The sequence below is a fragment of the Streptomyces sp. WM6386 genome (genome assembly GCF_000972385.1).
In the GTDB taxonomy this organism is placed as follows: Bacteria; Actinomycetota; Actinomycetes; order Streptomycetales; family Streptomycetaceae; genus Streptomyces.
The window spans coordinates 143,965-166,973 of the sequence record NZ_JXTE01000013.1 but is presented as its reverse complement, the minus strand read 5'-3'; the positions used below and the strand labels follow the sequence as shown (position 1 = coordinate 166,973).

General features: G+C 70.2%; 22 protein-coding genes and 1 pseudogene. 7 read left to right on the top strand and 16 right to left on the bottom strand.

Translation table 11 applies throughout. From position 1 onward, the window contains the following. Nucleotides 1-2 precede the first annotated feature (2 nt). A protein-coding gene (locus tag TN53_RS49495) for an IS630 family transposase (RefSeq protein WP_420719094.1) occupies nucleotides 3-1,081 on the bottom strand; the annotation gives its coding sequence in 2 pieces (ribosomal slippage) (nucleotides 3-641 and nucleotides 644-1,081; 1,077 coding nt in all). A 116-nt stretch (nucleotides 1,082-1,197) separates the two neighbouring features. Here TN53_RS49495 and TN53_RS11140 point away from each other — a divergent pair. The 3 genes from TN53_RS11140 to TN53_RS11130 are packed head-to-tail and all read left to right on the top strand — an operon-like array spanning nucleotide 1,198 to nucleotide 3,879. Further along, nucleotides 1,198-2,334, top strand: coding sequence for an acyl-CoA dehydrogenase family protein (locus tag TN53_RS11140; protein WP_046258313.1), 1,137 nt, complete (start codon nucleotides 1,198-1,200; stop codon nucleotides 2,332-2,334). A 23-nt stretch (nucleotides 2,335-2,357) separates the two neighbouring features. Beyond that, nucleotides 2,358-3,122 (top strand): SDR family NAD(P)-dependent oxidoreductase, encoded by a 765-nt coding sequence (locus tag TN53_RS11135; RefSeq protein ID WP_046258312.1) that lies wholly within the window; start codon nucleotides 2,358-2,360, stop codon nucleotides 3,120-3,122. Between the two features lie 10 nt (nucleotides 3,123-3,132). Beyond that, nucleotides 3,133-3,879: an SDR family NAD(P)-dependent oxidoreductase gene (locus tag TN53_RS11130; RefSeq protein ID WP_046258311.1), complete on the top strand. Its 747-nt coding sequence runs from the start codon at nucleotides 3,133-3,135 to the stop codon at nucleotides 3,877-3,879. 62 nt (nucleotides 3,880-3,941) lie between these two features. On the opposite strand, the gene TN53_RS11125 is transcribed toward TN53_RS11130, so the two are convergent. The 9 genes from TN53_RS11125 to mftA all read right to left on the bottom strand — a co-directional run bounded on the left by TN53_RS11125 (nucleotide 3,942) and on the right by mftA (nucleotide 11,486). Continuing rightward, nucleotides 3,942-4,682, bottom strand: a complete 741-nt coding sequence (locus TN53_RS11125) for a hypothetical protein (RefSeq protein ID WP_046258310.1) — start codon at nucleotides 4,680-4,682, stop codon at nucleotides 3,942-3,944. 30 nt (nucleotides 4,683-4,712) lie between these two features. Further along, the gene (locus TN53_RS11120; protein WP_046258309.1) at nucleotides 4,713-5,237 is read right to left on the bottom strand and encodes a flavin reductase family protein; all 525 of its coding nucleotides are present in this window, start codon (nucleotides 5,235-5,237) and stop codon (nucleotides 4,713-4,715) included. After that, entirely contained in the window at nucleotides 5,234-6,415 is a 1,182-nt protein-coding gene (locus TN53_RS11115) for a hydroxylase (RefSeq protein ID WP_046258308.1), read from the bottom strand. The genes TN53_RS11120 and TN53_RS11115 overlap by 4 nt, the downstream gene beginning before the upstream one ends. A gap of 128 nt (nucleotides 6,416-6,543) precedes the next feature. Further along, nucleotides 6,544-7,929, bottom strand: a complete 1,386-nt coding sequence (mftF, locus tag TN53_RS11110; RefSeq protein WP_046258307.1) for a mycofactocin biosynthesis glycosyltransferase MftF — start codon at nucleotides 7,927-7,929, stop codon at nucleotides 6,544-6,546. Further along, on the bottom strand, nucleotides 7,926-8,645 hold the full coding sequence (gene mftE, locus TN53_RS11105) for a mycofactocin biosynthesis peptidyl-dipeptidase MftE (RefSeq protein WP_046258306.1): 720 nt from the start codon (nucleotides 8,643-8,645) through the stop codon (nucleotides 7,926-7,928). Before mftE ends, mftF begins: the two co-directional genes overlap by 4 nt. A 2-nt stretch (nucleotides 8,646-8,647) precedes the next feature. Further along, complete coding sequence (mftD, locus tag TN53_RS11100) at nucleotides 8,648-9,847, bottom strand: pre-mycofactocin synthase MftD (RefSeq protein ID WP_046258305.1); 1,200 nt, start codon at nucleotides 9,845-9,847, stop codon at nucleotides 8,648-8,650. Beyond that, complete coding sequence (mftC, locus tag TN53_RS11095) at nucleotides 9,840-11,042, bottom strand: mycofactocin radical SAM maturase (protein WP_046258304.1); 1,203 nt, start codon at nucleotides 11,040-11,042, stop codon at nucleotides 9,840-9,842. Before mftC ends, mftD begins: the two co-directional genes overlap by 8 nt. After that, nucleotides 11,039-11,314: a mycofactocin biosynthesis chaperone MftB gene (gene mftB, locus TN53_RS11090; RefSeq protein WP_046258303.1), complete on the bottom strand. Its 276-nt coding sequence runs from the start codon at nucleotides 11,312-11,314 to the stop codon at nucleotides 11,039-11,041. The genes mftC and mftB overlap by 4 nt, the downstream gene beginning before the upstream one ends. Before the next feature lie 10 nt (nucleotides 11,315-11,324). Continuing rightward, nucleotides 11,325-11,486: a mycofactocin precursor MftA gene (gene mftA, locus TN53_RS44405; protein ID WP_063776242.1), complete on the bottom strand. Its 162-nt coding sequence runs from the start codon at nucleotides 11,484-11,486 to the stop codon at nucleotides 11,325-11,327. A 173-nt stretch (nucleotides 11,487-11,659) separates the two neighbouring features. Here mftA and TN53_RS11085 point away from each other — a divergent pair, with 173 nt between their 5' ends. Next, on the top strand, nucleotides 11,660-12,700 hold the full coding sequence (locus TN53_RS11085) for an LLM class F420-dependent oxidoreductase (protein WP_046258302.1): 1,041 nt from the start codon (nucleotides 11,660-11,662) through the stop codon (nucleotides 12,698-12,700). 35 nt (nucleotides 12,701-12,735) lie between these two features. Here the strand turns inward: TN53_RS11085 and TN53_RS11080 are convergent, their stop codons facing one another. Then, on the bottom strand, nucleotides 12,736-13,557 hold the full coding sequence (locus TN53_RS11080; protein ID WP_046258301.1) for an SDR family oxidoreductase: 822 nt from the start codon (nucleotides 13,555-13,557) through the stop codon (nucleotides 12,736-12,738). A 485-nt stretch (nucleotides 13,558-14,042) separates the two neighbouring features. Here TN53_RS11080 and TN53_RS11075 point away from each other — a divergent pair, with 485 nt between their 5' ends. Next, nucleotides 14,043-14,543 carry a hypothetical protein gene (locus TN53_RS11075; protein WP_234441559.1) on the top strand — a complete coding sequence of 167 codons (501 nt, stop codon included), beginning with the start codon at nucleotides 14,043-14,045 and terminating at the stop codon, nucleotides 14,541-14,543. A 562-nt stretch (nucleotides 14,544-15,105) separates the two neighbouring features. On the opposite strand, the gene TN53_RS11065 is transcribed toward TN53_RS11075, so the two are convergent. Continuing rightward, nucleotides 15,106-16,020, bottom strand: coding sequence for a LysR family transcriptional regulator (locus TN53_RS11065; RefSeq protein WP_046258299.1), 915 nt, complete (start codon nucleotides 16,018-16,020; stop codon nucleotides 15,106-15,108). A 156-nt stretch (nucleotides 16,021-16,176) separates the two neighbouring features. On the opposite strand from TN53_RS11065, the gene TN53_RS11060 reads away from it, so the two are divergent. Next, nucleotides 16,177-18,477 (top strand): FdhF/YdeP family oxidoreductase, encoded by a 2,301-nt coding sequence (locus TN53_RS11060; RefSeq protein ID WP_046258298.1) that lies wholly within the window; start codon nucleotides 16,177-16,179, stop codon nucleotides 18,475-18,477. A 53-nt stretch (nucleotides 18,478-18,530) separates the two neighbouring features. Here the strand turns inward: TN53_RS11060 and TN53_RS11055 are convergent, their stop codons facing one another. From TN53_RS11055 to TN53_RS11045, 3 genes are all read right to left on the bottom strand, one after another. Continuing rightward, nucleotides 18,531-19,190: a YceI family protein gene (locus TN53_RS11055; RefSeq protein WP_046258297.1), complete on the bottom strand. Its 660-nt coding sequence runs from the start codon at nucleotides 19,188-19,190 to the stop codon at nucleotides 18,531-18,533. A gap of 92 nt (nucleotides 19,191-19,282) precedes the next feature. Then, complete coding sequence (locus TN53_RS11050; protein ID WP_046258296.1) at nucleotides 19,283-20,881, bottom strand: cation acetate symporter; 1,599 nt, start codon at nucleotides 20,879-20,881, stop codon at nucleotides 19,283-19,285. Then, nucleotides 20,875-21,219, bottom strand: a complete 345-nt coding sequence (locus tag TN53_RS11045; protein WP_234441557.1) for a DUF485 domain-containing protein — start codon at nucleotides 21,217-21,219, stop codon at nucleotides 20,875-20,877. Before TN53_RS11045 ends, TN53_RS11050 begins: the two co-directional genes overlap by 7 nt. A gap of 510 nt (nucleotides 21,220-21,729) precedes the next feature. Between TN53_RS11045 and TN53_RS11040 the strand changes: the two genes are divergently transcribed. Continuing rightward, nucleotides 21,730-22,467, top strand: a complete 738-nt coding sequence (locus TN53_RS11040) for a carbonic anhydrase (RefSeq protein ID WP_046258294.1) — start codon at nucleotides 21,730-21,732, stop codon at nucleotides 22,465-22,467. Here TN53_RS11040 and TN53_RS48215 read toward each other — a convergent pair. After that, nucleotides 22,424-23,009 (bottom strand): annotated as a pseudogene (locus TN53_RS48215) (hydrolase); the annotation flags it as partial. The gene TN53_RS11040 and the pseudogene TN53_RS48215 sit on opposite strands and share 44 nt — an antisense overlap.

Sequence of the window (23,009 nt, the reverse complement as noted above, 5' to 3'; positions counted from 1 at the left end):
CGCTACTGACCTTGTTGCCGTGATGTCGGCAAGGTGAGGCCAGTTTCGGTGAAGCATCCGTCGATGAGGTTGCTTCGGTACTGGATCTCGCGGAGACCGCGGCGCAGTGCCCGCATGAGGTGGTCGGGGTCGGTGAAGGCGGTATTGGCCTGGCTGCTGCGTCGCAGCAGTGACCAGACGCCCTCGACGGGGTTGAGGTCGGGTGCATAGGGCGGCAGGAAATAGCAGGTGATCCAGTCGCAGGTGTCGATGAACTCCCTCAGCCGGTGGTCTCTGTGGACGTTCAGGTTGTCCCATACGAGCACGATCGGTGTGCCGAGCTGCTGGTGGGCGGCGATGAGCAGGTCGCGGTATTCGGTCCAGGTGAAACTGCGTCTGCCGCCCCGCTTGTGATCGACGTGCCGCTTGGGCCGGTAGATCAGCCGTGAGCGTTCGCCCTGCTTGTAGCAGGCCAGAGCGGCGATGGAGAAACGGCGTTGAGAGCGTCCCCGCACCCGGATGACGGGCGTGTGCCCGCGTCGGGACCAGGTGCGGACGGTGGGCGGCGTCATCGAGAAACCTGCTTCGTCTTCGAAGCAGAGCCAGGCCCCGAGCGCCGCCACGGCGTTTCCACCTGGGGCCAGGTCTCCTTCACCCAGCCGGTGACGGCTTCCTCGTCGCGCTCGATCGCCCGGCGGGCCGGGACTTGGTGGCTGAAGCCGTGCCGGTGCAGCATCTGAGCGATGGCCGACAGCGTCATGCTCTTGTGGAACCGGCGCCCGATCAGCGTCTTGATCCGAGCCAGCGTCCAGGTCTGGTCCGGCCAGCCGTGCGCGACCGGCCCCTTGGCCAGCTCCTGCTCGAGCACGGCGAACAGTGCCTCACTCAGCTTGGGCCTGGACGCCGGCCCCCTCGACTCCAGAGCCGGTGTTCCGCCGTGCTCCCACGCCTGGTGCCACCGCTGTACCGACCGCACACTGACACGTAACTGCTTGGCGACCGTGGAACTGTCGTGTCCCAAGGCGAACAACTCGGCCGCCTGCATCCGGATGTGCTCGCGAAACGCCCGACCGGTCAACCCGCCCCCTTGCGGATACCTCATGTGACCGGCCTACTGCCACAACCACAACTTGTCAGCCCCCGCGACATCACGCCAGCAAGGTCAGTAACTCGCGCCGACATCTCGACCATGACTGGAAAAGAGGATACCTTGTTGGAGTGAACTTCGAGCTCAGCGAGGAGCAGTGCATGTTGCGCGAGGCCTCGCGCGACCTGCTGTCGGACCGGGCCCCGGCGGAGCACGTACGGGCATGGGCCGATCGCGACGAGGACGTCGATCCCGAGGTGTGGCGGCTGACGGCCGACCTCGGCTGGCCGGGTCTGGGCCTGCCCGAGGAGTACGGCGGCGCCGGCCAGGGCCTGATCGAACTCGCGCTCGTCGCCGAGGAGATCGGGCGAGCGCTCGGGCGGGGCCCCTTCGCACCCACCGCGATCGTCGGCCGCGCACTCGCCGCCACGGGATCTCCCGAACTGCGCACCGAGGTGCTGCCCATGCTCGCGGCGGGGGACGGCTGGGCCACCTGGGCCTTCGCCGAGCCACGTGCCCCGTGGTCGCTCGACGGCGTCCACGCCACCGCCCGGACCGACGGGGACGCGGTCGTCCTCCGCGGGGTCAAGACGGCGGTGCAGGATGCGGGCGGTGCCCGCTGGCTGCTCGTCACCGCACGCCAGGACGACGGGGTCCCCGCATCGTTCCTCGTCGACCGGGAGGCGCCCGGCGTCGCCGTCCGTCGCCAGCAAGTCCTGGATCTGACCCGCTCGTTCCACGAGGTCCGCTTCGAGGACGTACGCGTCCCGCACCAGCGCCGCCTCGCCGCCGGGCCCGACGAGATCCAGTGGCTGCTCGACCAGGCGTCCGTGCTCCGCTGCGCCGACGCGCTCGGGGTGATGGACCGCATGCTGGAGCTCACGGTCGAACACACCAGGTCCCGTGTGCAGTTCGGGCGGCCGATCGGAACGTTCCAGGCCGTCAAGCACGCCTGCGCCGACATGGCCCTGCTGGTGCACGGCGCCCGGGCCGCCACCTCCTACGCGGCGATGGCCGCCGACGCGGGCGCGCACGACGCCGCCCGGGCCGCCTGCGCCGCCGCCTCGTACGTCGCCGCCGAGGCCGGCGAAGTCGCCGCCAGGGCACTCCAGTTGCACGGCGGCATCGGCTTCACCTGGGAGCACGACCTCCATCTCCATCTGCGCCGGGCCCGGGCGGACAGCGTGCTGTACGGCGACGCCGCCGTGCACCGCGACCGGCTGTGCGCCCTCTTGCGGCCGTCACCCAGACCCGCCAGGTCCGCCTGAGCGGACGATCCGAAAGGTTCCCGATGGAGATCAAGGGCAAGAAGGCCGTGGTGTTCGGCGGCGCCTCCGGTATGGGCCGGGCGACCGCCGAGCTGCTCGCGGCCCGCGGCGCCGACGTCGCCGTACTGGACCGTCCGGCCTCGGCCGGAGCCGAGGTCGCCGCCGCGTTGGGCGCGAGCTTCCACCCCGTCGACGTGACCGACTTCGAGGCGACCGAGAGCGCGCTGGCCGCCGCCGTCGACACCCTCGGCGGTCTGCATGTGTCGGTCACCACGGCGGGCGGCGGCAGCGTACGCCGCACACTCGGCAAGGACGGTCCGCACGACCTGGACACCTTCCGCCGGGTCCTCGATCTGAACGCCGTCGCCACCTTCAACATCAGCCGCCTCGCCGCCGCGCACATGAGCCGCAACGAGCCCGAGGAACCCGACGGCGAGCGGGGCGTCATCGTCAACACCTCGTCGATCGCCGCATTCGAGGGGCAGATCGGCCAGGTCGCCTACTCGGCCGCCAAGGCCGCGATCGCCGGCATGAGCCTCACCATGGCCCGCGACCTCGGCTCGCTCGGCATCCGGGTCGTCGCCCTCGCGCCCAGCCTGTTCGAGACGGGCGCCACCGAGAAGATCCCCGCCGAGACCCGGGCCGCGCTGGTGAAGGACGCCGCGTTCCCCAGGCGGCTGGGCCGCCCCGAGGAGTACGCGAAGCTCGCCCTCGCCGTGGTCGACAACCCGATGCTGAACGGCCAGTGCCTGCGTCTCGACGCCGGCCAGCGGTTCGGCCCCAAGTAAGGACGTGCTGATGGAACATCACGGCAGAGTGGCGCTGATCACCGGCGGCGGCCGCGGCTTCGGCAAGGCCTTCGGCGAGGCGCTGTCGGCCTTGGGCGCACATGTCGTGCTCGCCGACATCGACGGCGCGGCGGCGGCCGAGGCGGCGACGGAACTCACCGCCAAGGGCCTGCGCGCGACCGGAGTCGCGTGTGACGTGGCCGACGAGGAGGAGGTCGGCGCGGTCGTCAGCGAGGTCGTCGAACGCCACGGCGGGCTCGACATCCTGGTCAACAACGCGGGCCTGCACGCCGCCTACAACAAGCCGTTCACCGAGCTCGGCCTCGCCAAGGTGCGGCGGGTTCTCGATGTCAACGTCATGGGCACCGTCATCTGCTCGCTCGCGGCCCATGAGGCCATGCGGGGCCGGCCCGGCGCCTCCATCGTCAACATCTCCTCGTCGGCGGCGTACGCGAACCGCAGCATCTACGGCGTCTCCAAGCTCGCCGTACGCGGCCTGACGGTGTCCTTCGCGCGCGAGTTCGCCGCCGCCGGGATCCGCGTCAACGCGATCGCGCCGGGCCTGATCCTCACCGACACCGTGCGCGCCCAGCTGTCCCCGGCCGAGGCGGAGCGCGTCCTCGGAGAGCAGATCCTCCGGCAGGAGGGCCGGGAGCAGGACATCGTCGAGGCGCTGCTGTACCTGGTCTCGTCGAAGGCGTCCTTCGTCACCGGCGAGACCCTGCGCGTGACGGGCGGGTTCGCGCTCTCCCTGTAGAACTCCGTACACGCCTGTGGCCCCGCGACGACTGTCGCGGGGCCACACGCGTTGCGGCTGTCCTACACGGTCACCGGTTCGTTCGCCGGCTTGCCGGCCAGTTCCTTCTCCTCGTTCGTGATCGCCTTCAGCAGCACGTACGGCGTGGCGATCTTCCACACCGCGTACGCGGCCGAGGGGATGATGTTCGCCAGAAGTCCGTTCCAGGCGAGCGGCCCGTCCTGGTTGAGGAAGACGAAGGCGCCCGGGATGAGTGTCACTCCCAGCACCATGCTGAGCCAGCCGTACCAGCGCGGGAAGAGCGGCTTCTCCCGGGTGTGGTCGATGAACGCGGCGTATCCGATCGACCAGACCTGGAGGACGAAGATGCAGGCGTTGCCCACGAACATGAGCCAGAAGGTGTCGACCATCGCGGTCAGGACGTCGACGGAGTGGCTCTCCGGTCGGTAGGCCGCGGCGGCGAGGATCGCGAGCGGGAAGAAGAACCCGATCGGGGCCACCACACCCGTGGTGAGCTGGGTCATGGACAGCAGCCCCCAGCCGCCCTCGACCCGGCGCAGTTGCATGCTCGTCACGATGACGTACGGGTACTCGAACGGGACGAGCAGAACCATCAGGGCGACACAGGTGAGGATCCCCGTACGGTGGTCCTTGAGGAAGGCGACGACGTCCTCGGGGCTTTCCGTCGGGCTCATCGGCGGAGTGAGGTGGCCCACGGCGAACGCGACGAGGAATCCCACGAAGAGGATGACGCCGCACCACGCCGATATTCTTTGCAGTCTTATGTAGAGGTCCTTCTTCATTTGCGGCTCCCTATTTCTGCCGACCGGTGTCTATCGACCGATCTCGTGCCAGCCCACGAGGCTGTCGAGCAGCTGACCCGCGCTCGACAGGTAGTCGCCGTATCCGCCCCGGAAGAACAGCAGCGGGGTCCCCGGCGACTCGACGCGCAGGTCATGGACCCGCCCGACGACCAACAGGTGATCTCCGATCTCGACGACCTGTTCCACCGTGCAGTCGACCCAGGCGACGACTCCGTCCGGGACGGGATTGCCCAGGGGTGACGCCTGCCAGGTCGTGTCCGCGAACCGCTCCCGCGCCGGACCGCTCGCCATCCGCCGGGAGAGCCGCTCCTGGTTGCCCGCGAGCGCGTTGGCGCAGAAGCGGCCCGCGGCCGTGATCGTCCGCAAGGTCGTGGAGGAGCGGTCCGCCAGGAAGGAGACCAGGGGCGGGTCGAGCGACACGGAGGTGAAAGTGCCCACGATCATGCCGTGCGGCTGGTCCTCGGCGTCCGTGGTGGTGATCGCGACCACGCTGGTGGGGAAGTTGCCCAGCACGTCGCGGAACTGACGGCTCATATCAGGATGCGCATCGACTCGGGCAGCTCAAGCCCCATCTGTGCCAGGGCGTTGGCGTGATAGGCGGTGCCGGGCACATGGATCATGTGCTGGAGTCCGACGTGGGCGTCCCGCCAGTACCGCTGCATGGGGTTGTTGCGGCGGATCGCGTTGCCGCCGGACCTCGCGAAGATCTCGTCCAGCGCCGAGACGGCACGCCAGGCGCAGCGGATCTGGTTGCGCCGTACATTGGCGCGGTCCTCGACACGGATCGGCTTGCCGGCCTCGACCTGGTCGTACAACCGGCTGATGCCGTCGATGAGTTGGACCCGTGAGGCGGCGATCTCGGCGGCGGCCTCCCCCGCGGCGTAGAGGACGTACGGGTCGTCGCGCACCTGGACGCCGGTCACGGCGACCCGGTCGCGCTGTTGGGCCAGGTGGAGGGCGAGGGCGCCCTCGCACATGCCGATGACGGCCGCGGTGATGCCGAGCGGGAACATCGAGCTGAACGGCAGCTTGTACAGGGTGTCGGTGAGTCCGAACGACTCGGCGGCCGTCCCCTCCTGGACCGCTTCCTGCCGGATCGTGCGGTACTCGGGGATGAACGCCTTGTCGACGACGACGTCCTTGCTGCCGGTGCCCGCCAGTCCGACGACGTCCCAGGTGCCGTCGATGATCTCGTAGTCGGAGCGGGGCAGCACTACGTGCATCACGGTGATGGGCCCGGCGGGCATCCCCTTGCCGTCCCCGAGGAGCGCGCCGAGGAAGTCCCAGCGGCAGTGGTCGCTGCCGGAGGAGAACGGCCAGCGTCCGCTGAGGACGTAGCCGCCGTCCACCGGGTCGGCGACACCGTTGGGCATGTAGGGCGAGGCGATCCAGGTGTCCGGGTCGTCGTCCCACACCTCGTGGGCGAGCCGCGGGTCCATCTGGGCCAGTTCCCACGGATGGACCCCGACGACACCGCACACCCAGCCGGCGGCGCCGTCGTGCCGGGCGACCGCCATCACCGCTTCCGCGAAGTCCCGGGGGTGAGCGCCGAATCCGCCGAACTCCTTGGGTTGCAGCAGCCGTATGACCCCTGCGGACCGGAGCAGTTCGACGGTCCGGTCGCTCAGCTTGCCGAGTGACTCGTTCTCGTCGGCGAGCCCGGCCAGTTCCCCACCGAACTCCTCGACACGGCCGACCACTTCATGCGTCACTCCGCACACCTCCTGGTGACTGATCCCTCGCACGGGCCGCACGTCGCCGACGGCCGGACGGCCTCAGTGTCGGGGGGTGGGACCGGCGCCCGCTGTGTGCTTTCCGCTGACCGGGACTGGGACCGGCCTCAGCGCGTGACGCGGGGGCGCAGCGCGGCGGTTGAGCGGCCCTTGAGGGCGGAGAACCAGACGCCGGCGCCGTACGCGAGGTCGTCGAGGCGGCGGGCGACGCCGTAGCGGAGAGGGTCGAGAGTGGCTTGATCACGCCGGTACTCGAGGGCGATGTCGGCCAGCGCGGCGACCGTCGTGGCCCGGCGCACCCGGCGGGAGAGCGCACAGCCGGCGACCGTCAGCGGCCACCAGTGGCGGGTCAGCAGAGCGGACGTCTGGACCAGGGTGCCCAGCGCGCCGTTGGCGGTGAGCCGGGCGGCCAGGCGGTAGGGGTGCCGGGTGCCGTCGAGCTTGCGGGCGATGCGTACGCCGACCAAGCCGAGGACGGCTCCCGCGACCGGGGCGGACCAGCGCCGTTGGGCGAGCAGTGCGCCGGCGAACACCGTGCTCCACGGGGCGAACACGGCGGGTGCGATGTGTGCGGGGTGCCGCCGGGCCAGGGGGTGGGCGCCGCTGCCGTAGACGGCCTTGCGCCGGACCCAGTCCCCCAGGCGCACGCGATGTTCGTGGTGGGCCTGTACGGCGGGCTCGTACCGCACACGGCGGCCCGCCGCGGCCAGCCGCCAGCACAGGTCGACGTCCTCGCCGACCCGCATCCGCTCGTCGAAGCCGTCCGCCAGCGCGTCCACCCGGGCCGCGACGCAGGCCGAGGACGCCCAGGAGACGGGGGTGCCGGGGCGTACCGGGGCCGGATGGGCGCCGAGGTCGAGTGAGGATCTGGCGTTCTCGTACCGTTCGATCCAGGTCGTGGCGGTGGTGGGCAGTCCGGTGATGCGGGGGACGGCCATGGCGACGCGGGGGTCGGCGAAGTGCCGGAGCAGGGTCGGGACGGTGTCGGGGGTCAGCACGATGTCGGAGTCGGCGAAGACCACGAACGGGGTGGTGACCAGACGGAGTCCGGCGTTGCGCGCGCCGCCCGGTCCGACGTTGGCGGCGAGGGCGACGAGCCGGGCGCCGTGCTCGGCGGCGACCTCGGCGACGGCGGCCGGGTGTCGCGAGGCGTCGTCGACCACGATCACGGGGGTGTCCGCACCGATGCTCCAAAGCAGCCGGTCCAGTTGGCGCGGGCGGTCGCGGACCGGCACGACGACCGTGCAGCGGGGGTCGGGGGGCGACGGGAGCGAGGCGGGGACGGGATGGGCCATGCCGGTGTCGAGGAGCCGGTCGGCGAGGAGTGCGCTCGCCGCGTCCCGCACGGGGAGCGTTCTGCCGGCGAGGAGCCGTCGGGCCCTCGGGGTCAGTCTCAGCAGCCGGGTGGGGAAGCCGCCGAGGAGGGCGCGGCCGCCGTCGACCACCCGGGTGTGCCGGTCGAGTTCGACGACGAAGCCGACGGGAAGCGTCATCGGCGTTCCACCGCGGCGAGGCGGCCCCGGCCGTCGACGGCCCAGGCCGTGATCCGGCGGACCGTGGTGGACACCGTCGCGTCCAGCACCCGGCACCCCTCCTCGGCCGAGGCGCCGGTGGGATCGCCGAGGACACCGGAGGGTGAGACCGCGCGGACGCCGTGGGCCACCAGCTCCGGCAGCAGGACGGTCAGCGGTCGTGTGTCGCCGGCGACCGCGGCATCGAGACGTACGCGCTCCGGCGCCAGGTGCAGCATGAGGGAGGTCTCCGTACGGCCGGCGTGGGCGTCGCCGCCGGGTGTCCCGCAACCGGTCCAGGCGACGTCGTGGCCCTCCGTGCGCAGCAGTCCCAGGGCCGTGTCCAGGGCGGCGGTGTTGCCGCCGTGGCCGTTGACGAAGACGACTCTGCCCGCCCACAGGGACAAGGAGCGCGTCAGCTCCACCAGCACCGCGCGCAGTGCCTCGTGTCCCATCGAGACGGTCCCCGGAAAGTCCGCGTGTTCGCCGCTCGCGCCGTAGGCGAGCGGTGGTGCCACCAGTGACGGACCGGGAAGGACGTCGGCCGTCCGCCGTGCGACGGCGTGGGCGACCCTGGTGTCGGTGTCGAACGGCAGGTGCGGGCCGTGCTGTTCGGTGGAGCCGACCGGGACCAGCACGAGCGCCCCGGTCGGCACGGCCGGCCAGACGCTGTCACCCAGGGCGCCACGCTCGGCCATGTTCAGCCGACCGTGACGAGGTGTTCCCCGCCTCCCAGGGTCAGCGGGAAGCCGGGGGGCATGACCAGGTCCCCGGGTCCCAACTCGTGGACGCGGGAGTGTCCGAGGCCCAGCACGGCCGAGTCCAGCCCGCCGCGCAGGATGTCCAGCACGTTCTCGACACCGGCCTGTCCGTTCGCCGCCAGGCCCCAAAGGGAGGCGCGGCCGATCAGGACGGCGCGGGCGCCGAGGGCGAGGGCCTTCGCGACGTCGCCGCCGCGGCGCACCCCGCCGTCCAGCAGGACTTCGATCCGGTCGCCGACGGCTTCGGCGACGGAGGGGAGGATCCGGATGGTGGCCGGGGTGGTGTCCAGGTTGTTGCCGCCGTGGTTGGACACGGACAGGGCCGTCACACCGGCGTCGACCGCCCGTCTGGCGTCGTCGACCCGGGTCACGCCCTTGAGGAGGAAGGGGCCGTCCCACTCCTCACGCAGCCACTTGACGTCCTCCCAGGTGGGCGGCGGGGTCTGCATCCACTCGCCGTAGGCGCCGAAGAAGGTCGGGGCGCCGCCGCCGGGGGCCGTCAGGTTCGGCACGGTGAGGTCGGGGACGCGGCCGGACCTGGCGTACCGCCACAACCACCCGGGCCGGGGCAGTACGTCGGGGGCGAACCGCAGCATGGTCCTGAGGTCGAGCTTGTCCGGGATGGCGGGGCTGCCCCAGTCGCGGCCGTGGGAGAACGACCAGTCGAGGGTGACGATGAGCGCCTTGGCACCGGCGGCCCTGGCCCGGTCCATGCGCTGCACCATGGTGTCGCGGGTGCCGCTCCAGTAGAGCTGGAAGAAGAAGTCGGGCTGGGCTGCGGCGACCTCCTCCACGGGCTTGTTCGCGAACGAGCTGAGTCCCATGATCACGCCCCGGCTCGCCGCGGCGCGGGCCACGGCCACCTCGCCGTCGGGGTCGACGGCCTGTACGCCGGTGGGTGAGATGAGCACGGGCAACTTGGTGGGCACGCCCAGGACGGTCGTGGACAGGTCGCGTTCGGCCTGGTGGCCCACGACGCGTGGGGCGAAGCCCAGTTCGGCGAAGGCGGCGATGTTGTCGTCGATCGTGCGGCCACGCTCCGAGCCGGCGACGAGCGCGCCGTAGACGGAGCGCGGCAGTCGCTTCTTCGCCCTGCGCTGTGCTTCGGCGACCGTCTCGAACCAGGGGTTCCTAGGCATGTGCCCTGTCCTTTCCGGTGGCTGTTGGAACGAGCCCGGCCAGCGGGTTCTCGTCGCAGTCGCTGACCGGTGGCCGGCGGGCGAGGACGAGATCGACCGTACGGCGGGAGTGGTCGCCGGACGGCTTCGGCACCTGGATTCCGTCACGGTGGGACAGCAGTTGCTCCCCGTACCCCTGCACGCACTCGGGGTCGGGGCCGTCCAGTGGCAGCCCGGTGAAGAACTTCGCGGCCATGCAGCCGCCTTTGCAGGTGTCGTAGAACGCGCAGGAGGCGCAGGCCCCGCCGTGCTGCGGGGTGCGCAGCCGCCGGAACAGCTCGGAGTCGCGCCACACTCCACGGAAGCCGCCCGGTTCACGGACGTTGCCGGCGAGGAACTCCTCGTGGATGGCGAACGGACAGGCGTAGACGTCGCCGACCGGGTCGATCAGGCAGACGACGCGTCCCGCGCCGCACAGGTTGAGACCGGGCAGAGCCTGACCGTACGCGGAGAGGTGGAAGAAGGAGTCCCCGGTCAGCACGTTGTCCCCGTGGCCCAACAGCCAGTCGTACAGCTCGCGTTGCTGTGCGGCCGTCGGGTGCAGCTCGTCCCAGATGTCGGCGCCGCGGCCGGAGGGACGCAGCCGGGTCAGACGCAGTTGGGCGCCGAAGCGGTCGGCGAGGGCCTTGAAGTCGTCGAGCTGGGGGATGTTGTGGCGGGTGCAGACCACGGAGATCTTGAAGTTCTTCATGCCGGCGGCGGCCAGGTTCTCCAGGGCCTTGAGCGCCGTGGCGTACGAACCCGGCCCGCGTACCGCGTCGTTGACGTCGGCGGTGGCGCCGTCGAGCGAGATCTGGACGTCGACATAGTCGTTGCCGGCGAGGCGTCGGGCGGCCTCGGGAGTGATCCGGACGCCGTTGGTGGAGAACTTGACCCCGACGCGGTGGGCCGTGGCGTAGTCCAGGAGCTCCCAGAAGTCGGCGCGGACGGTGGGCTCGCCGCCGCCGATGTTGACGTAGAACACCTGCATGGCCTCCAGCTCGTCGATGACGGCCTTGGCCTCCTCGGTGGTCAGTTCGCGGGGATCGCGTCGGCCGGAGCTGGACAGGCAGTGGGCGCAGGCCAGATTGCAGGCGTAGGTCAGCTCCCAGGTGAGGCAGATCGGCGCGTCGAGCCCGTGCTCGAAGAGGTCGACCAGCCGCGGTGTGGCGGTCATGAGGTCCTTCCGACGAGCATCGACGACTCGGCGAGCGCGCTCAGGGCCCGGCCGTAGCGGGCGAGTTCGGCTTCGTCGACGCCTGCGACCAGACAGGCGTCCCGGGCCGTGCGCGTGTGGGCGAGGTGCTCCACGACCGCGAGCAGCCGGCGGTCCTTGAGGAACGTCAGCCTGCGGGTGCCGAAGTGGTAGAGCAGCGCGCCGAAGGGTTCCGGCCGCACCGAGACCTGCGGATGCAGGTCCCAGGCACGGTCGAGGTCCATCGTTGTCATGGGGCGGCTCCTAGTAGACGCCGCACATGCCGTCGATGGAGATCTCCTCCAGGAGATCCTCGGCTTCGATCAGTGAAGGCGGCGCCTCGTCCTGGCCGGTCTCGGCCAGGACGGCGGCTTCTTCGGTCGGGGCGGCGGCTTCTTCGGTCGGGGCGGAGCGGAGTTCGTTCATGCGACTCTCCCTGGGCATCCCGTGGCGCCGCGTGGGCGCCGTGGACCGTTCCTCTCGGATGTCCGGAGGTTAATGGCACCGTGTGTCAAAAGTGAAGGGGTATGAGCGCCCGACCGGAACCAACTGTCTATAGAGTGCACTTTATTCAACGGGCGTGGAAGGGTGGGATCGGGATGCGTATCGGGATGCCCTTGAGCTACAGCGGCGGTTTCAAGGAGACCGTCGCCGGGCTTCGTGACTACGAGAAGGCCGGGCTGGACATCGTCTTCGTCCCCGAGGCCTACTCTTTCGACGCGATCAGCCAGCTCGGTTTCATCGCGGCGCGTACCGAACGTCTCGAGATCGCCTCCGGGATCCTCCAGATCTACACCCGCACGCCCACCCTGACGGCGATGACGGCCGCAGGCCTCGACCATGTCTCCGACGGACGGTTCACCCTGGGCATCGGCGCCTCCGGGCCACAGGTGATCGAGGGTTTCCACGGACAGCCGTACACCGCCCCCTTGGCGCGTACCCGTGAGATCGTGGAGATCTGCCGGTCCGTCTGGCGCCGCGAAGAAGTCGTGCACGAAGGCCGCCACTACCGGATACCGCTCCCGCCCGAGCAGGGAACTGGACTGGGCAGGCCCCTCAAGCTCATCAACCGGCCGGTACGCGCACGCATCCCGATCGTGCTCGCCGCCATCGGACCGAAGAACGTGGCCCTGGCCGCGGAGATCGCCGAGGGCTGGATGCCGATGTTCTTCCACCCGGAGCGAGCGGCCGAGGTATGGGGCCCGGCGCTGGCCGACGGCACGGCCCGACGGGATCCGGCCCTCGGCGCGCTCGACGTGGTGGCCTCACCACCCCTGGCCATCGGCGAGGACGTGAGAGACCTGATCGATCTCGCCCGCCCCCAACTGGCGCTGTACATCGGCGGAATGGGGGCCCGCGGCCACAACTTCTACAACGACCTCGCCCGCCGCTACGGGTACGGGTCCGCGGCCGCCACCATCCAGGACCTGTATCTGTCCGGACGCAAGGACGAGGCCGCGGCCGCCGTGCCCGCGGAACTGCTGCGGGCCACCTCTCTGATCGGCCCCGCCTCCTACGTCGCCGAACGGCTCGGCGCGTTCCGGAACGCCGGAGTCACCACACTCCAGGTCCGCCCCCTGGCACACTCCGCGGCGCAGCGGCTGAGCGATGTCGAGAGCCTCAGGGCGATGGCGTCATGAGCCCGCTCCGCCGCTGCGTGTGACGGCGTGCGGTATCACTCGTCCTGCACGGCGGCGCACAGGCCGCCGTCGACGACGATGTCGACACCGTTCACGAAACTCGCCTCGTCCGACAGCAGGAACGCGGCGACGGCGGCGACCTCGTCGTACCGACCGGTGCGGCCCAGCGGTGTGCGCCGGATGAGCTGCTGCACGGCCTCGTGCCGAGCCGCCTCCAGCCGGGTCTGCGGGGTGTCGATCGCGCCGGGCGACACAGAGCACGCGCGTGCTCCCACCGGCCCCAGCCGCACTGCCTCGGCCCGGGCGAAGCGCTGCATTCCGTAGGTGGCCCACGGATAGGCCCACGCGGGGTCCTCGACCGCCGGGCCGATCGCCTCGCGGAGCTGGTCGAGGAATCCCTCCTGCGCCGCGTCGTCCAATACGGCCGCGACGACGGGGTCGGGCTCGATGTGGGCGATCAGCGGCGACACCGAGGCACAGAACACGAACGCCGCACCGGCGCCGGCCAGTGGCCGCAGCGCCTCGGTGAGCAGGACGGGTCCCACGAGGTCGACCTCGATGATCCCGCGCCAGTCGGCGTCCTCCGGCTCGACGCTCTCGGCATGCGCCACGGCACGCAGCGTGCCGAGCTCACCGACGTGCCCGGCCAGGTCGGCGAGGCTGTCCAGGTCGGTGACATCCACCGCGAACGACTCGACGACGGCCCGCCCTCGGCCCGACAGGTCCTTCGCCACCGCGGCCGCGGCCGCGTCGTTCCGGTCGGTGAGCAACAGCACGTCCACCATGGCGGCGAGGCGCCTCGCACATGCCTCCCCCGTCCCACGACCCGCACCGGTGGCAATACCTACCGTGGTCATGCGCCACTCCTCACTCGAAACACTCGTCACGGGGTGAGTGTCTCGCGGCTCTCGGTATTCGTCGCGGTCCCGCCGTGCCCGAGCCACTGGCGGCCACGCGATGATCGCGTGGAGAGCCGGCCATGTCCTGCCTGAGCTCCCTCTTTTAACGTACCGTTTGGTCTAGCAAACTCAGGGATGCCCGGGTCCACTTCCCCCGGATGTGCGCGAAGCCGTCCGACGTGGTCCCGGGAGTCCGTTTCGATCGATACGTCGTCACATCATGCGGGGAGAGAACACATGCCACGACCGCCGGGCCACGGACCGGGCTTCGAGGTCAGACGCCAGAAGATCATCGACGTCGCGGCGGAGCTGTTCGCCCGCCAGGGATACGCGGCCACCTCCATCAACGCGACCTGGGCCGGGCGGTCGGGCTCGCCAAGGGAGCGCTGTACTACTACATCGGCTCCAAGGAGAACCTTCTCGTCGAGATCCAGGCGCGGGTGATGGGACCGCTGCTGTCCCGCACCCGGCAGATCGCCGAACTCGACGTGGAGCCGCTGCTGCGGCTGCGGCTGCTGTCGGAGTCGCTGCTGACGATCATCTTCCGCAGGCTCGACCACATCTGGGTCTACGAACACGACTACCGCAGTCTGAGCGGTGCCGAGTTGAAGACCCTGCTGGGCCAGCGCTCCGAGTTCGAGGAACTCATCTCGGGGCTGCTGGCGGAGGCCGTCGGCCAGGGCACCTTCCGTGCGCTGCCCCCGCGGCTGGCCACTCTCCAGTTCCTCAACCTCCACAACCACACCTACCAGTGGGTCAACCCCGACGGGCAGTGGGACGCGACCTTCCTGGCCCGTGAGTACTGCGTGACCCTGTTCCGCGGATTCGGCGCCCCCGACCATGCCCTGCCGAGGGTCGAGGAGCAGGCCGAGGCGTTCAAGCGGGACCGGCCCGGCATGCCACTGGACCCCGAGGCGGCGTGGGAGCCCCACGCCACCGACTGACCAGCGCCCCGGCGGTCCCCCACGCCTGCCGGTCTGCTCCTCCGGCTCCAGGACGAGGCCGAGGACGGCAGGTGCGTGCCCATCGGACAGGGAAGTCCGTCGGCCGGGGAGCCGGCACCGGTCCCGACGTCCACGGCCCCGCCATGACCGCGGCGGCCGACTCCGGAACGCACGGAGCCTACGCGGCACACCTGGACGTCCCGGCCACGCCCAGCCGTCCGCGGACCGCCGGGCGCGGGCGGAGCGGGCGGAGCGGGCGGAGCGGGCGACGCGGGCGACGGGCAGGGCGTTTCGGCTCGCCGAGGCAGACGGGTTCCGGGTGAACACGGCATCGTGATCCGGAACCCGTTCGTACCGCAGTACGCGCCGGAACGGGCCGAGCTCGACCACCCCCCGCCAAGCGACCGAAGCGGACCGGATCACCCCGCGGACCGCGGACCCCAACGGCCGGGCAGGCCCGAGCCGATCGGGCAGGCCTGCCAAGCGCACCGCCCGCTGGACGCGGACGGCCTCTCAGGGCGCGTGGTGCTCACCTGCTCGGCCCGGCGCCGCCGCCCGCCGGCTATCCCGGCAGCCGCTCCAGCGCCGCCGAGATCCCCGACCGGCCCACCACATCCATCAGCGCCTGTCCGATCACGGAGACGGGCTCGCGGGCCGGGAGCACCAGGCCGATCTGCTCGGAGCGGACGGGCCGGACCAGCGGGACGGCATGCATCCCTGCGGGGACGCCGAAGACATGGAGCCAGGCGTACGGGACGATGCTCGCCCATTGCCCGGCCCTGACCTGGGCGAACAGGGAGGCGATCGAGTCGGTCTCCACGCGCGGGGTGACGGAGACGCCGACGGTCGCGAACACCGCGTCGAGGATCTGGCGTCCCTGCATCATCGGGTCCAGCAGGCACAGGGGGTACTGGGCCGCCTCCTCCCAGGAGATGTCCACGGGTCCGGTGTCGGGGGCGGACCGCTGGGTCAGAAGGACGTGGCGTTCCCGGTACAGCGGGACGAACTTGAAGTCGTGGTCCGCGACCGAGCTCTGGTAGGTCACGGCGGCGTCGAGTTCGTATGCGCGCAGCCGGTTCACGATGTCCTCGGCCCGCAGGTCGGCGAAGACCTGGACGGTCGCCAGCGGGTTGGCGGCGCAGAACGGCTGGGTCAGCAGCCCCACCGCCGTGGAGGCCGTGGGCACGGTCCCGATCCGCAGCCGGCCGCTGAGTCCGGCCCGCAGCGCCTGGATCTCGTTCTCCATGGCGTCCCGGTCGGCGAGAATCCGCTGGGCCCACAGGACGACCCGCTCGCCCTCCGGGGTGAGCCCGTCGAACCGGCGTCCCCGCTGGACCAGGGGGATGCCGAGCTCCTCCTCCAGCTTCCGGATGCCCTCGGACAGGGCCGGCTGGGAGACGTAGCAGGCCTGCGCCGCCTTGGCGAAGTGGCGGACCCGGGCGAGGGCGACGAGGTACTCGAGTTGACGGAGCAGCACCCCTCAATGATCCACCGCGCGCGGGGATCCGGGGCCGACGGCTGCGCCGGTGTGATCGGTACGGCCTATCACGCGATAACCACTACCGCTTTGACCTGGACCGATGGGCTGGCCAAGAGTGAGGGGCGAACAGCTGGGGAGAGGGCGTGGTGCTCGATGCGGGACATCGGCGAACCGGATGAGAGCGAACTGTCGGTGACGGCTCCCAAGACCTGGGCCGCGGGCACTCCAGGGGTCGTGCACGCCCTGCAGTACGCGCTGGGCCAGACCTCGCCGAAACGCACCGCGCTGACCCTGCTCAGCATCAACCAGGCGAAGGGCATCGACTGCCCGGGCTGCGCCTGGCCGGAGCCCGCGCCGGGCCGGCGGCACCTCAACGAGTACTGCGAGAACGGCGCCAAGCACATCAGCGACGAGGCCACGTCCCGGCGGGTGACCGCCGAGTTCTTCCAGCGCTACTCGGTCGACGAGCTGAGCCGTAAGTCGGACTACTGGCTCAACCAGCAGGGGCGGCTGACCGAGCCGATGGTGCTGCGCGAGGGCGCGGACCACTACGAGCCCATCGGCTGGGACGAGGCACTGGACCTGCTCGCCCACGAGCTGCGCGCCCTGGACCACCCGGACGAGGCGCTGTTCTACACCTCCGGGCGGCTGGCCAACGAGCCGGCGTTCCTGCTCCAGCTGTTCGCCCGGGCCTTCGGCACCAACAACCTGCCGGACTGCTCGAACATGTGCCACGAGTCCAGCGGCTCAGCGCTGAACGAGACCCTGGGCATCGGCAAGGGCAGCGTCACGCTCGACGACCTGTACAACGCCGACCTCGTCTTCGTCGTAGGACAGAACCCCGGCACCAACCATCCCCGGATGCTGTCCGCGCTGGAGGAGACCAAGCGCCGCGGTGGCAGTGTCGTCGCGGTCAATCCGCTGCCCGAGGCCGGGCTCATGCGCTTCAAGAACCCCCAGAAGGCGCGCGGCGTCGTCGGCCGGGGCACGGCCATGGCCGATCAGTTCCTGCAGATCCGGCCCGGTGGTGACCTGGCGCTCTTCCAGGCGCTGAACCTGATGCTGATCGAGGCCGAGGACAAGGAGCCGGGCACCGTCCTGGACCGGGAGTTCATCGAGGCGCACACCACCGGTTACGAGGCCTTCGCCGAGCATCTGCGCGCCACGACGTCGTGGGACGAGGTCCTTGAGGCCACGGGGCTGAGCCAGGACGAGATCGAGCAGGTGCACGCACGGGTCCTGAGGAGCCGTGGTGTCATCGTCTGCTGGGCCATGGGCCTGACACAGCACAAGCACGGTGTGCCCACCATCAGGGAGGTCGTCAACTTCCTTCTGCTGCGCGGCAACATCGGCCGCCCGGGCGCGGGGGTGTGCCCGGTCCGCGGACACAGCAACGTGCAGGGCGACCGCACGATGGGCATCTGGGAGCGCATGCCCCAGTCGTTCCTGGACCGGCTGGGCGACGAGTTCCGCTTCACCGCGCCGACGGCACACGGTCTGGACTCCGTCGACTCCATCCGGGCCATGGTCGACGGACGGGCCAAGGTCTTCCTCGGTGTCGCGGGCAACTTCGTGCGGGCCACGCCCGACAGCGACGTCACCGAGCGCGCCATGCGCAACTGCCGTCTGACCGCGCACATCTCGACGAAGCTCAACCGCTCCCACGCGGTGTGCGGGCGCACGGCGCTCATCCTGCCGACGCTCGGCCGCAGCGACCGGGACGTCCAGGCGGGCGGGGAGCAGTTCATGACGGTCGAGGACTCCATGAGCGAGGTCCACGCCACCCGCGGCCGGCTCGCCCCCGCGTCCGCTCGGCTGCTGAGCGAGGTCTCCATCATCAGCCGCCTCGCCCGCAAGGCCCTGGGCTCCGCACCCGAGATCCCCTGGGAGGACTTCGAGGCCGACTACGGTCTCGTCCGCGACCGCATCTCCCGAGTCGTCGAAGGCTTCGAGGACTTCGACGAGCGGGTACGGCGCCCCGGCGGTTTCCGGCTGCCCAACCCGGTCAACGAGAAGGTGTTCCGGACGCCCAGCGGGAAGGCCGTCTTCAGCGTCAACGACTTCACGATGCTCCGGGCCCCGAAGGGCCATCTGATCCTGCAGACCCTGCGCTCGCACGACCAGTGGAACACCATTCCCTACGCGATGGACGACCGCTACCGGGGCATCAAGGGCGGCCGACGCGTCGTCCTCGTGAACTCCGCCGACCTCGCCGACCTCGGTCTGCCGGACGGCAGCCTCGTCGACCTGGTCGGCGTCTGGTCCGACGGCTCGGAGCGCCGCGCGGATGCCTTCCGTGTCGTCGCCTACCCCACTCCCCCGGGTTCGGCCGCCGCGTACTACCCGGAGACCAATGTCCTGGTGCCGCTCGACAGCGTCGCGGACATCAGCAACACCCCGACGTCGAAGAGCGTGATCATCCGGCTGGAACAGCGCCAGGCCGCGACGTCGTAGCCTCGGATCGAGTCGCTTCTACGACGGTGACCGGCCACGGAGGTCCGCACGGGTCAGCCGACAGGCGCGGTGCGGATCGCCGCGATGTCGAACTGGAGGCGGACCTTCTCGCTCACCATGGCGCCGCCCTCGGCCAGTTTGGAGTCGTAGTTCAGGCCCCATTCGGAGCGGTTGATGGTGGTGGTGCCGTCGAAACCGGCCCTCTGGTAGCCGAAGGGGTCGGTGACATGGCCTATGTAGGTGAGCTCCAGGACCACGGGGCGGGTGGTGGCCTTGATGGTGAGGTCGCCGGTCATGCGGTAGACATCGTTGCCAACCATCTCCACGGCGGTGCTCGCGAAGCGCATGCGCGGGTGGTTCCGGGCGTCGAGGAAGTCACGGCCCACGAGGTGGGCGTCGCGCTGTTCCACGCCGGTGTCGACGCTGCCGGTCGACAGCACGATCTCCGCCTGTGAGCGGGACGGATCGCGGCCGTCGAAGTACAGGCGGCTCTGGTACTCCGGGAAGGCTCCGCGGACCGTGGTCACCATCGCGTGCCGTACGGAGAAGCCGATCCTGCTGTGGGCGGGGTCGATGACCCATTCGCCGGTCAGGGGCGCCAGCGCCGGGTCCGGGAGGAGCGCGGTGCCGGCCGCCGTCGACATGGTGGGGGGCTGGGGCGTGACGGAGCGCTCCGTGCGGCGGAACGAAGTGTCACGGCTGAACAATTTCATGATTCACCTAGTTACTGTACGGAAAGTTGTCGCCGCAAGCCCTGATCAACGATGAACAGAAACTCCACAAATTCCCCATGTCATCATCCAGTTCACTCCTGGTCCGCTCCGACGAGGGTGCGGACCTCGAAGTCCTCGTAGCTTTCGGGCGATTGCGGTCTGCTCAACACCGATCCCAGCCAACCGAGGAGGAATCCGGCCGGAATGGAGACAATGCCGGGATTCTGCAGGGGAAACAGGGCGAAATCGGCGGACGGGTAGAGCGAGGAGGGAGTGGAGGAAACCACCGGCGAGAAGACCACGAGCAGGACGGAGCTCAACAGGCCGCCGCAGAGGCTGAGCAGGGCGCCCTGAGCCGTGAACCGCCGCCAGAACAGGGTGTAGACGAGTGTCGGCAAGAGGGCGGAGGCGGCGATCGCGAAGGCGAGGAATGCCAGTGTCGCCGTGTTCGCGCCCCAGGAGATCAGCGCGAGCAGCATGCCGAGGACACCGATGACGGCCGCCGCGAGACGGGCCACGGCCAGTTCCTCGGTCTGCTTCGCCCGGCCCTTGCGGATCACCTCGCCGTAGAGGTCATGGGCGAGGGAGGAGGCCGCGGCCAGGGTGAGGCCCGCGGCGACGGCGAGGAGGGTGACGAAGGCCAGACAGGACAGCAGAGCGGTCAGGATGCCGCCGCCGAGGTCCTGGGCCAGCAGCAGGACGGCGGCGTCGCCCTTGCGGTCGGTCTGCGCGATGGTGTCGCGCCCCACGATGGCGGTGGCGCCCAGGCCGAGGATGCCCGCGGCCAGACAGACGAGGCTGACCAGGCCCATGGCCCACACCACCGAGGAGCGCAGAACGCTGACCTGCTTCGGGGCGAGGAGCCGCATCATCACGTGCGGAAGCGCGGCGAGGCCGAGCACGATGGCCAACTGAAGGCTGAAGAAGTCCAGTTTGCTGGTGGTGCTGCCGCCGTAGCGCAGCCCGGGTTCGAGGAACCGTTGGCCCTGACCGCTGTTGTCCGCGGCGGCGGCCAGCAGGGCGTCGATGTTCCAGTCGAAGCGGTGCAGCACCATCACGGCGGTGACGGTGACCCCGCAGATCAGCATCACGGCCTTGACGACCTGGATGAAGGTGGCGCCGGGCATGCCGCCGATGGCGGCGTACACGATGACGATGGTGCCGATGACGACCACGCACAGGGTGCGGGTGGTGGCACTGGGCTCGCCGGTGAACTGGGTCAACAGCGCCACGCTGCCCACGAGTTGGGCGACAAGATAGAGGGTGGCGACAGCGAGGGTGCAGACGGCCAGGGCGAGGCGTACCGGTCGCTGCATGCGGGGCAGGCGGTACGCCAGGGTGTCGCCCAGGGTGAACCTGCCGGCATTGCGCAGGGGTTCGGCGATGATCAGCAGGACCATCAGCCAGGCGACGGCGGTGCCACACAGGTACAGCAGGCCGTCGTAGCCGGTCAGGGCGACCAGGCCGGTGCTGCCCAGCAGGGTCGCGGCCGACAGGTAGTCGCCGCACATGGCCAGCCCGTTGCGCAGCGGCGACATCATGCGGTTGCCGAGGTAGAACTCGCTGATCTCGTCGCCCTGCGGTGCGGTCAGCAACGCGGTGAAGAGGGTGACCACGACCACGGTCAGGAAGAGCACGAGCGTCAGTTGCAGGCTGAAGCGGTCCGCGACCGCGGCACCGGTCGTCACCATCTGCGGTGGCCCCCCTCACGGGGAGCGGCGCTCACTCGCGCCCGCCCTGCGGCCTCCTGGTGGCGGGCGAGCCTGCGCAGACCTCGGACGAGGGGTGTGACGTGGGTGCGGTGGTGCACGAGGTAGCGCCACACGATGACGCCCATCAGCAGGAACTGCCCGAGCCCCAGGGCCAGTCCCAGGGTGAGGTGGCCGCTGAGGGTGCGGTTCATCAGGGCGGGAACGAAGCTGGACAGCAGGACGTACACCAGGAATCCGCCGACGGCGACGGCCGTGGCCCGCACTCCGAACTGCCGGTGGGCGCGGCGGAGTGTCGGGTAGGCGGGATCGTGCGCCACCGCTGACCACTCCGTGGATTCATGGGGAGTTTCGGAGGACGGCGGCGGCGCGCCGAACGGCATGGAGTGCCGTGACACAATGCACCTTCTTCGCTGCTTTGCGCGGAGGCAGGCCAGAGCCACGCTCTGTGCGGACTTCGTGGGGAATTTGTGAATCAGAAATTCACGCGCTGCGAATTGTCACAACGGGGTCGGGACGGGGATTCTCGCAGCGCCGACGTTGAACTATCAACGGGACAAACAAGGCCGGTTCCCGCCCTGACTCATTCACACGCTCCGGCGTCCGCGACGACTCCCGCACGGCCTGCGCAAAGAGCTCTCCAGGGATCAGGTCTGAACCTTCTCTCGAGCCAGGTTGTCTCAAATGCAGCGCACAGCAAGGCGGTTGCGGAGGCCGCCGCACCAAGGGCGGCACCAGGGAAGACCAAGATCCACCCAAGATCACGTCACGCTTTGCCCGCGCTTCGCCATGGTTTGGCAACGCGACGGACCGGTGCCGGACTCGGTCATATGTTCGTCGCCGTGAACTCTCAAGACACTCCCCACAGAGCCGGGCGCCGCGCACTCCTGCGCGCCGGGCTCACCGGCGCCGCGGCTCTCGGCGCCGGCCTCACGCTCGGCGCGACCCCCGCCTCGGCGACCCCCACCGGCACGCGTCCTCGACCCGGCACTCCCGACGAGGCGCTGCGGGAACTGGCGGCGGGCAATCTGCGCTGGCGCACCTATCGCGAGCGGCACCCCGACGAATCACCCGCCGTCCGTCAGGCCCTGGCGACGGGACAGCATCCCTTCGCCCTCGTCCTCGGCTGCATCGACTCCCGGGTGCCCCCAGAGCTCGTCTTCGACCAGGGCCTCGGCGATCTGATGACGGTGCGCAGCGGCGGTGAGGTGCTGGACGAGGCCGTGCTCGGCAGTGTCGCGTACGGAGTGCTCGAACTCGGCATACCGCTGGTGCTGGTCCTGGGGCACCAGTCCTGCGGCGCCGTGAAGGCCGCCGTCGAGACCGACATCTCCGGTGCGCAGCTGCCGGCCCACATCCAGTACCTGGCCGACCAGATACGACCGAACATAGACCGCACCAAGGACGGCGACGCCCGCGTCGACGCGACCATCGACGCCAACATCCGGGCCGTCCGCTCCCGCATCGCGGCGGAGCCCGACCTCGCCGCGAAGGTGGCCGCCGGTGAACTGGCCGTCGTAGGGGCCCGTTACGAGCTGACCACCCAGCTCGTGCACCGCATCTCCTGAGTGAGTCGATGGCGGGTGCGGTCCCGGGACCGCACCCGCCATCCCCCTTGTGTGGGCTCAGCGGGTCGGTGTCACGAGGACAGCCACTCGGTGGCGTTCAGTGCGAGCGCCGCGTTGGTGGCGCCGGTGTCGTTCCAGCCGTCGTAGAGCGTGTTGCCGGACTGGCCGGTGCCGTCGTCGATGGGTGAGCTGTCGCCCCAGAAGGCGATCTTTCCGCTGCCGAAGGTGCTGGTGGCGAAGAAGGCGCCAGTGGTGCCGGAGTAACCGCTGCGGTAGAGCAGCCCCTTGACGGCCGAGTTGTCCGCGGGCTCGAGGGTGGCCGTCGTACCGCTGGCGATCAGGCTCTTGGTGACGGTGCCGAACGAGCCGTGCAGCACCGGGTCGGTGCTGTCACTGATCGCCGCGGGGTAGCCGGAGCTGATGCTGAGCGAGTCGATGGACAGGCCGAACGGGTCGGTGGAGTCGACGCTGTTGTTGGTCATCAGGTCGTTGAGGATCTCGACCGCGTCCTCGCCGTCGTTGTTGCGGTCGGCGCCGGTGTG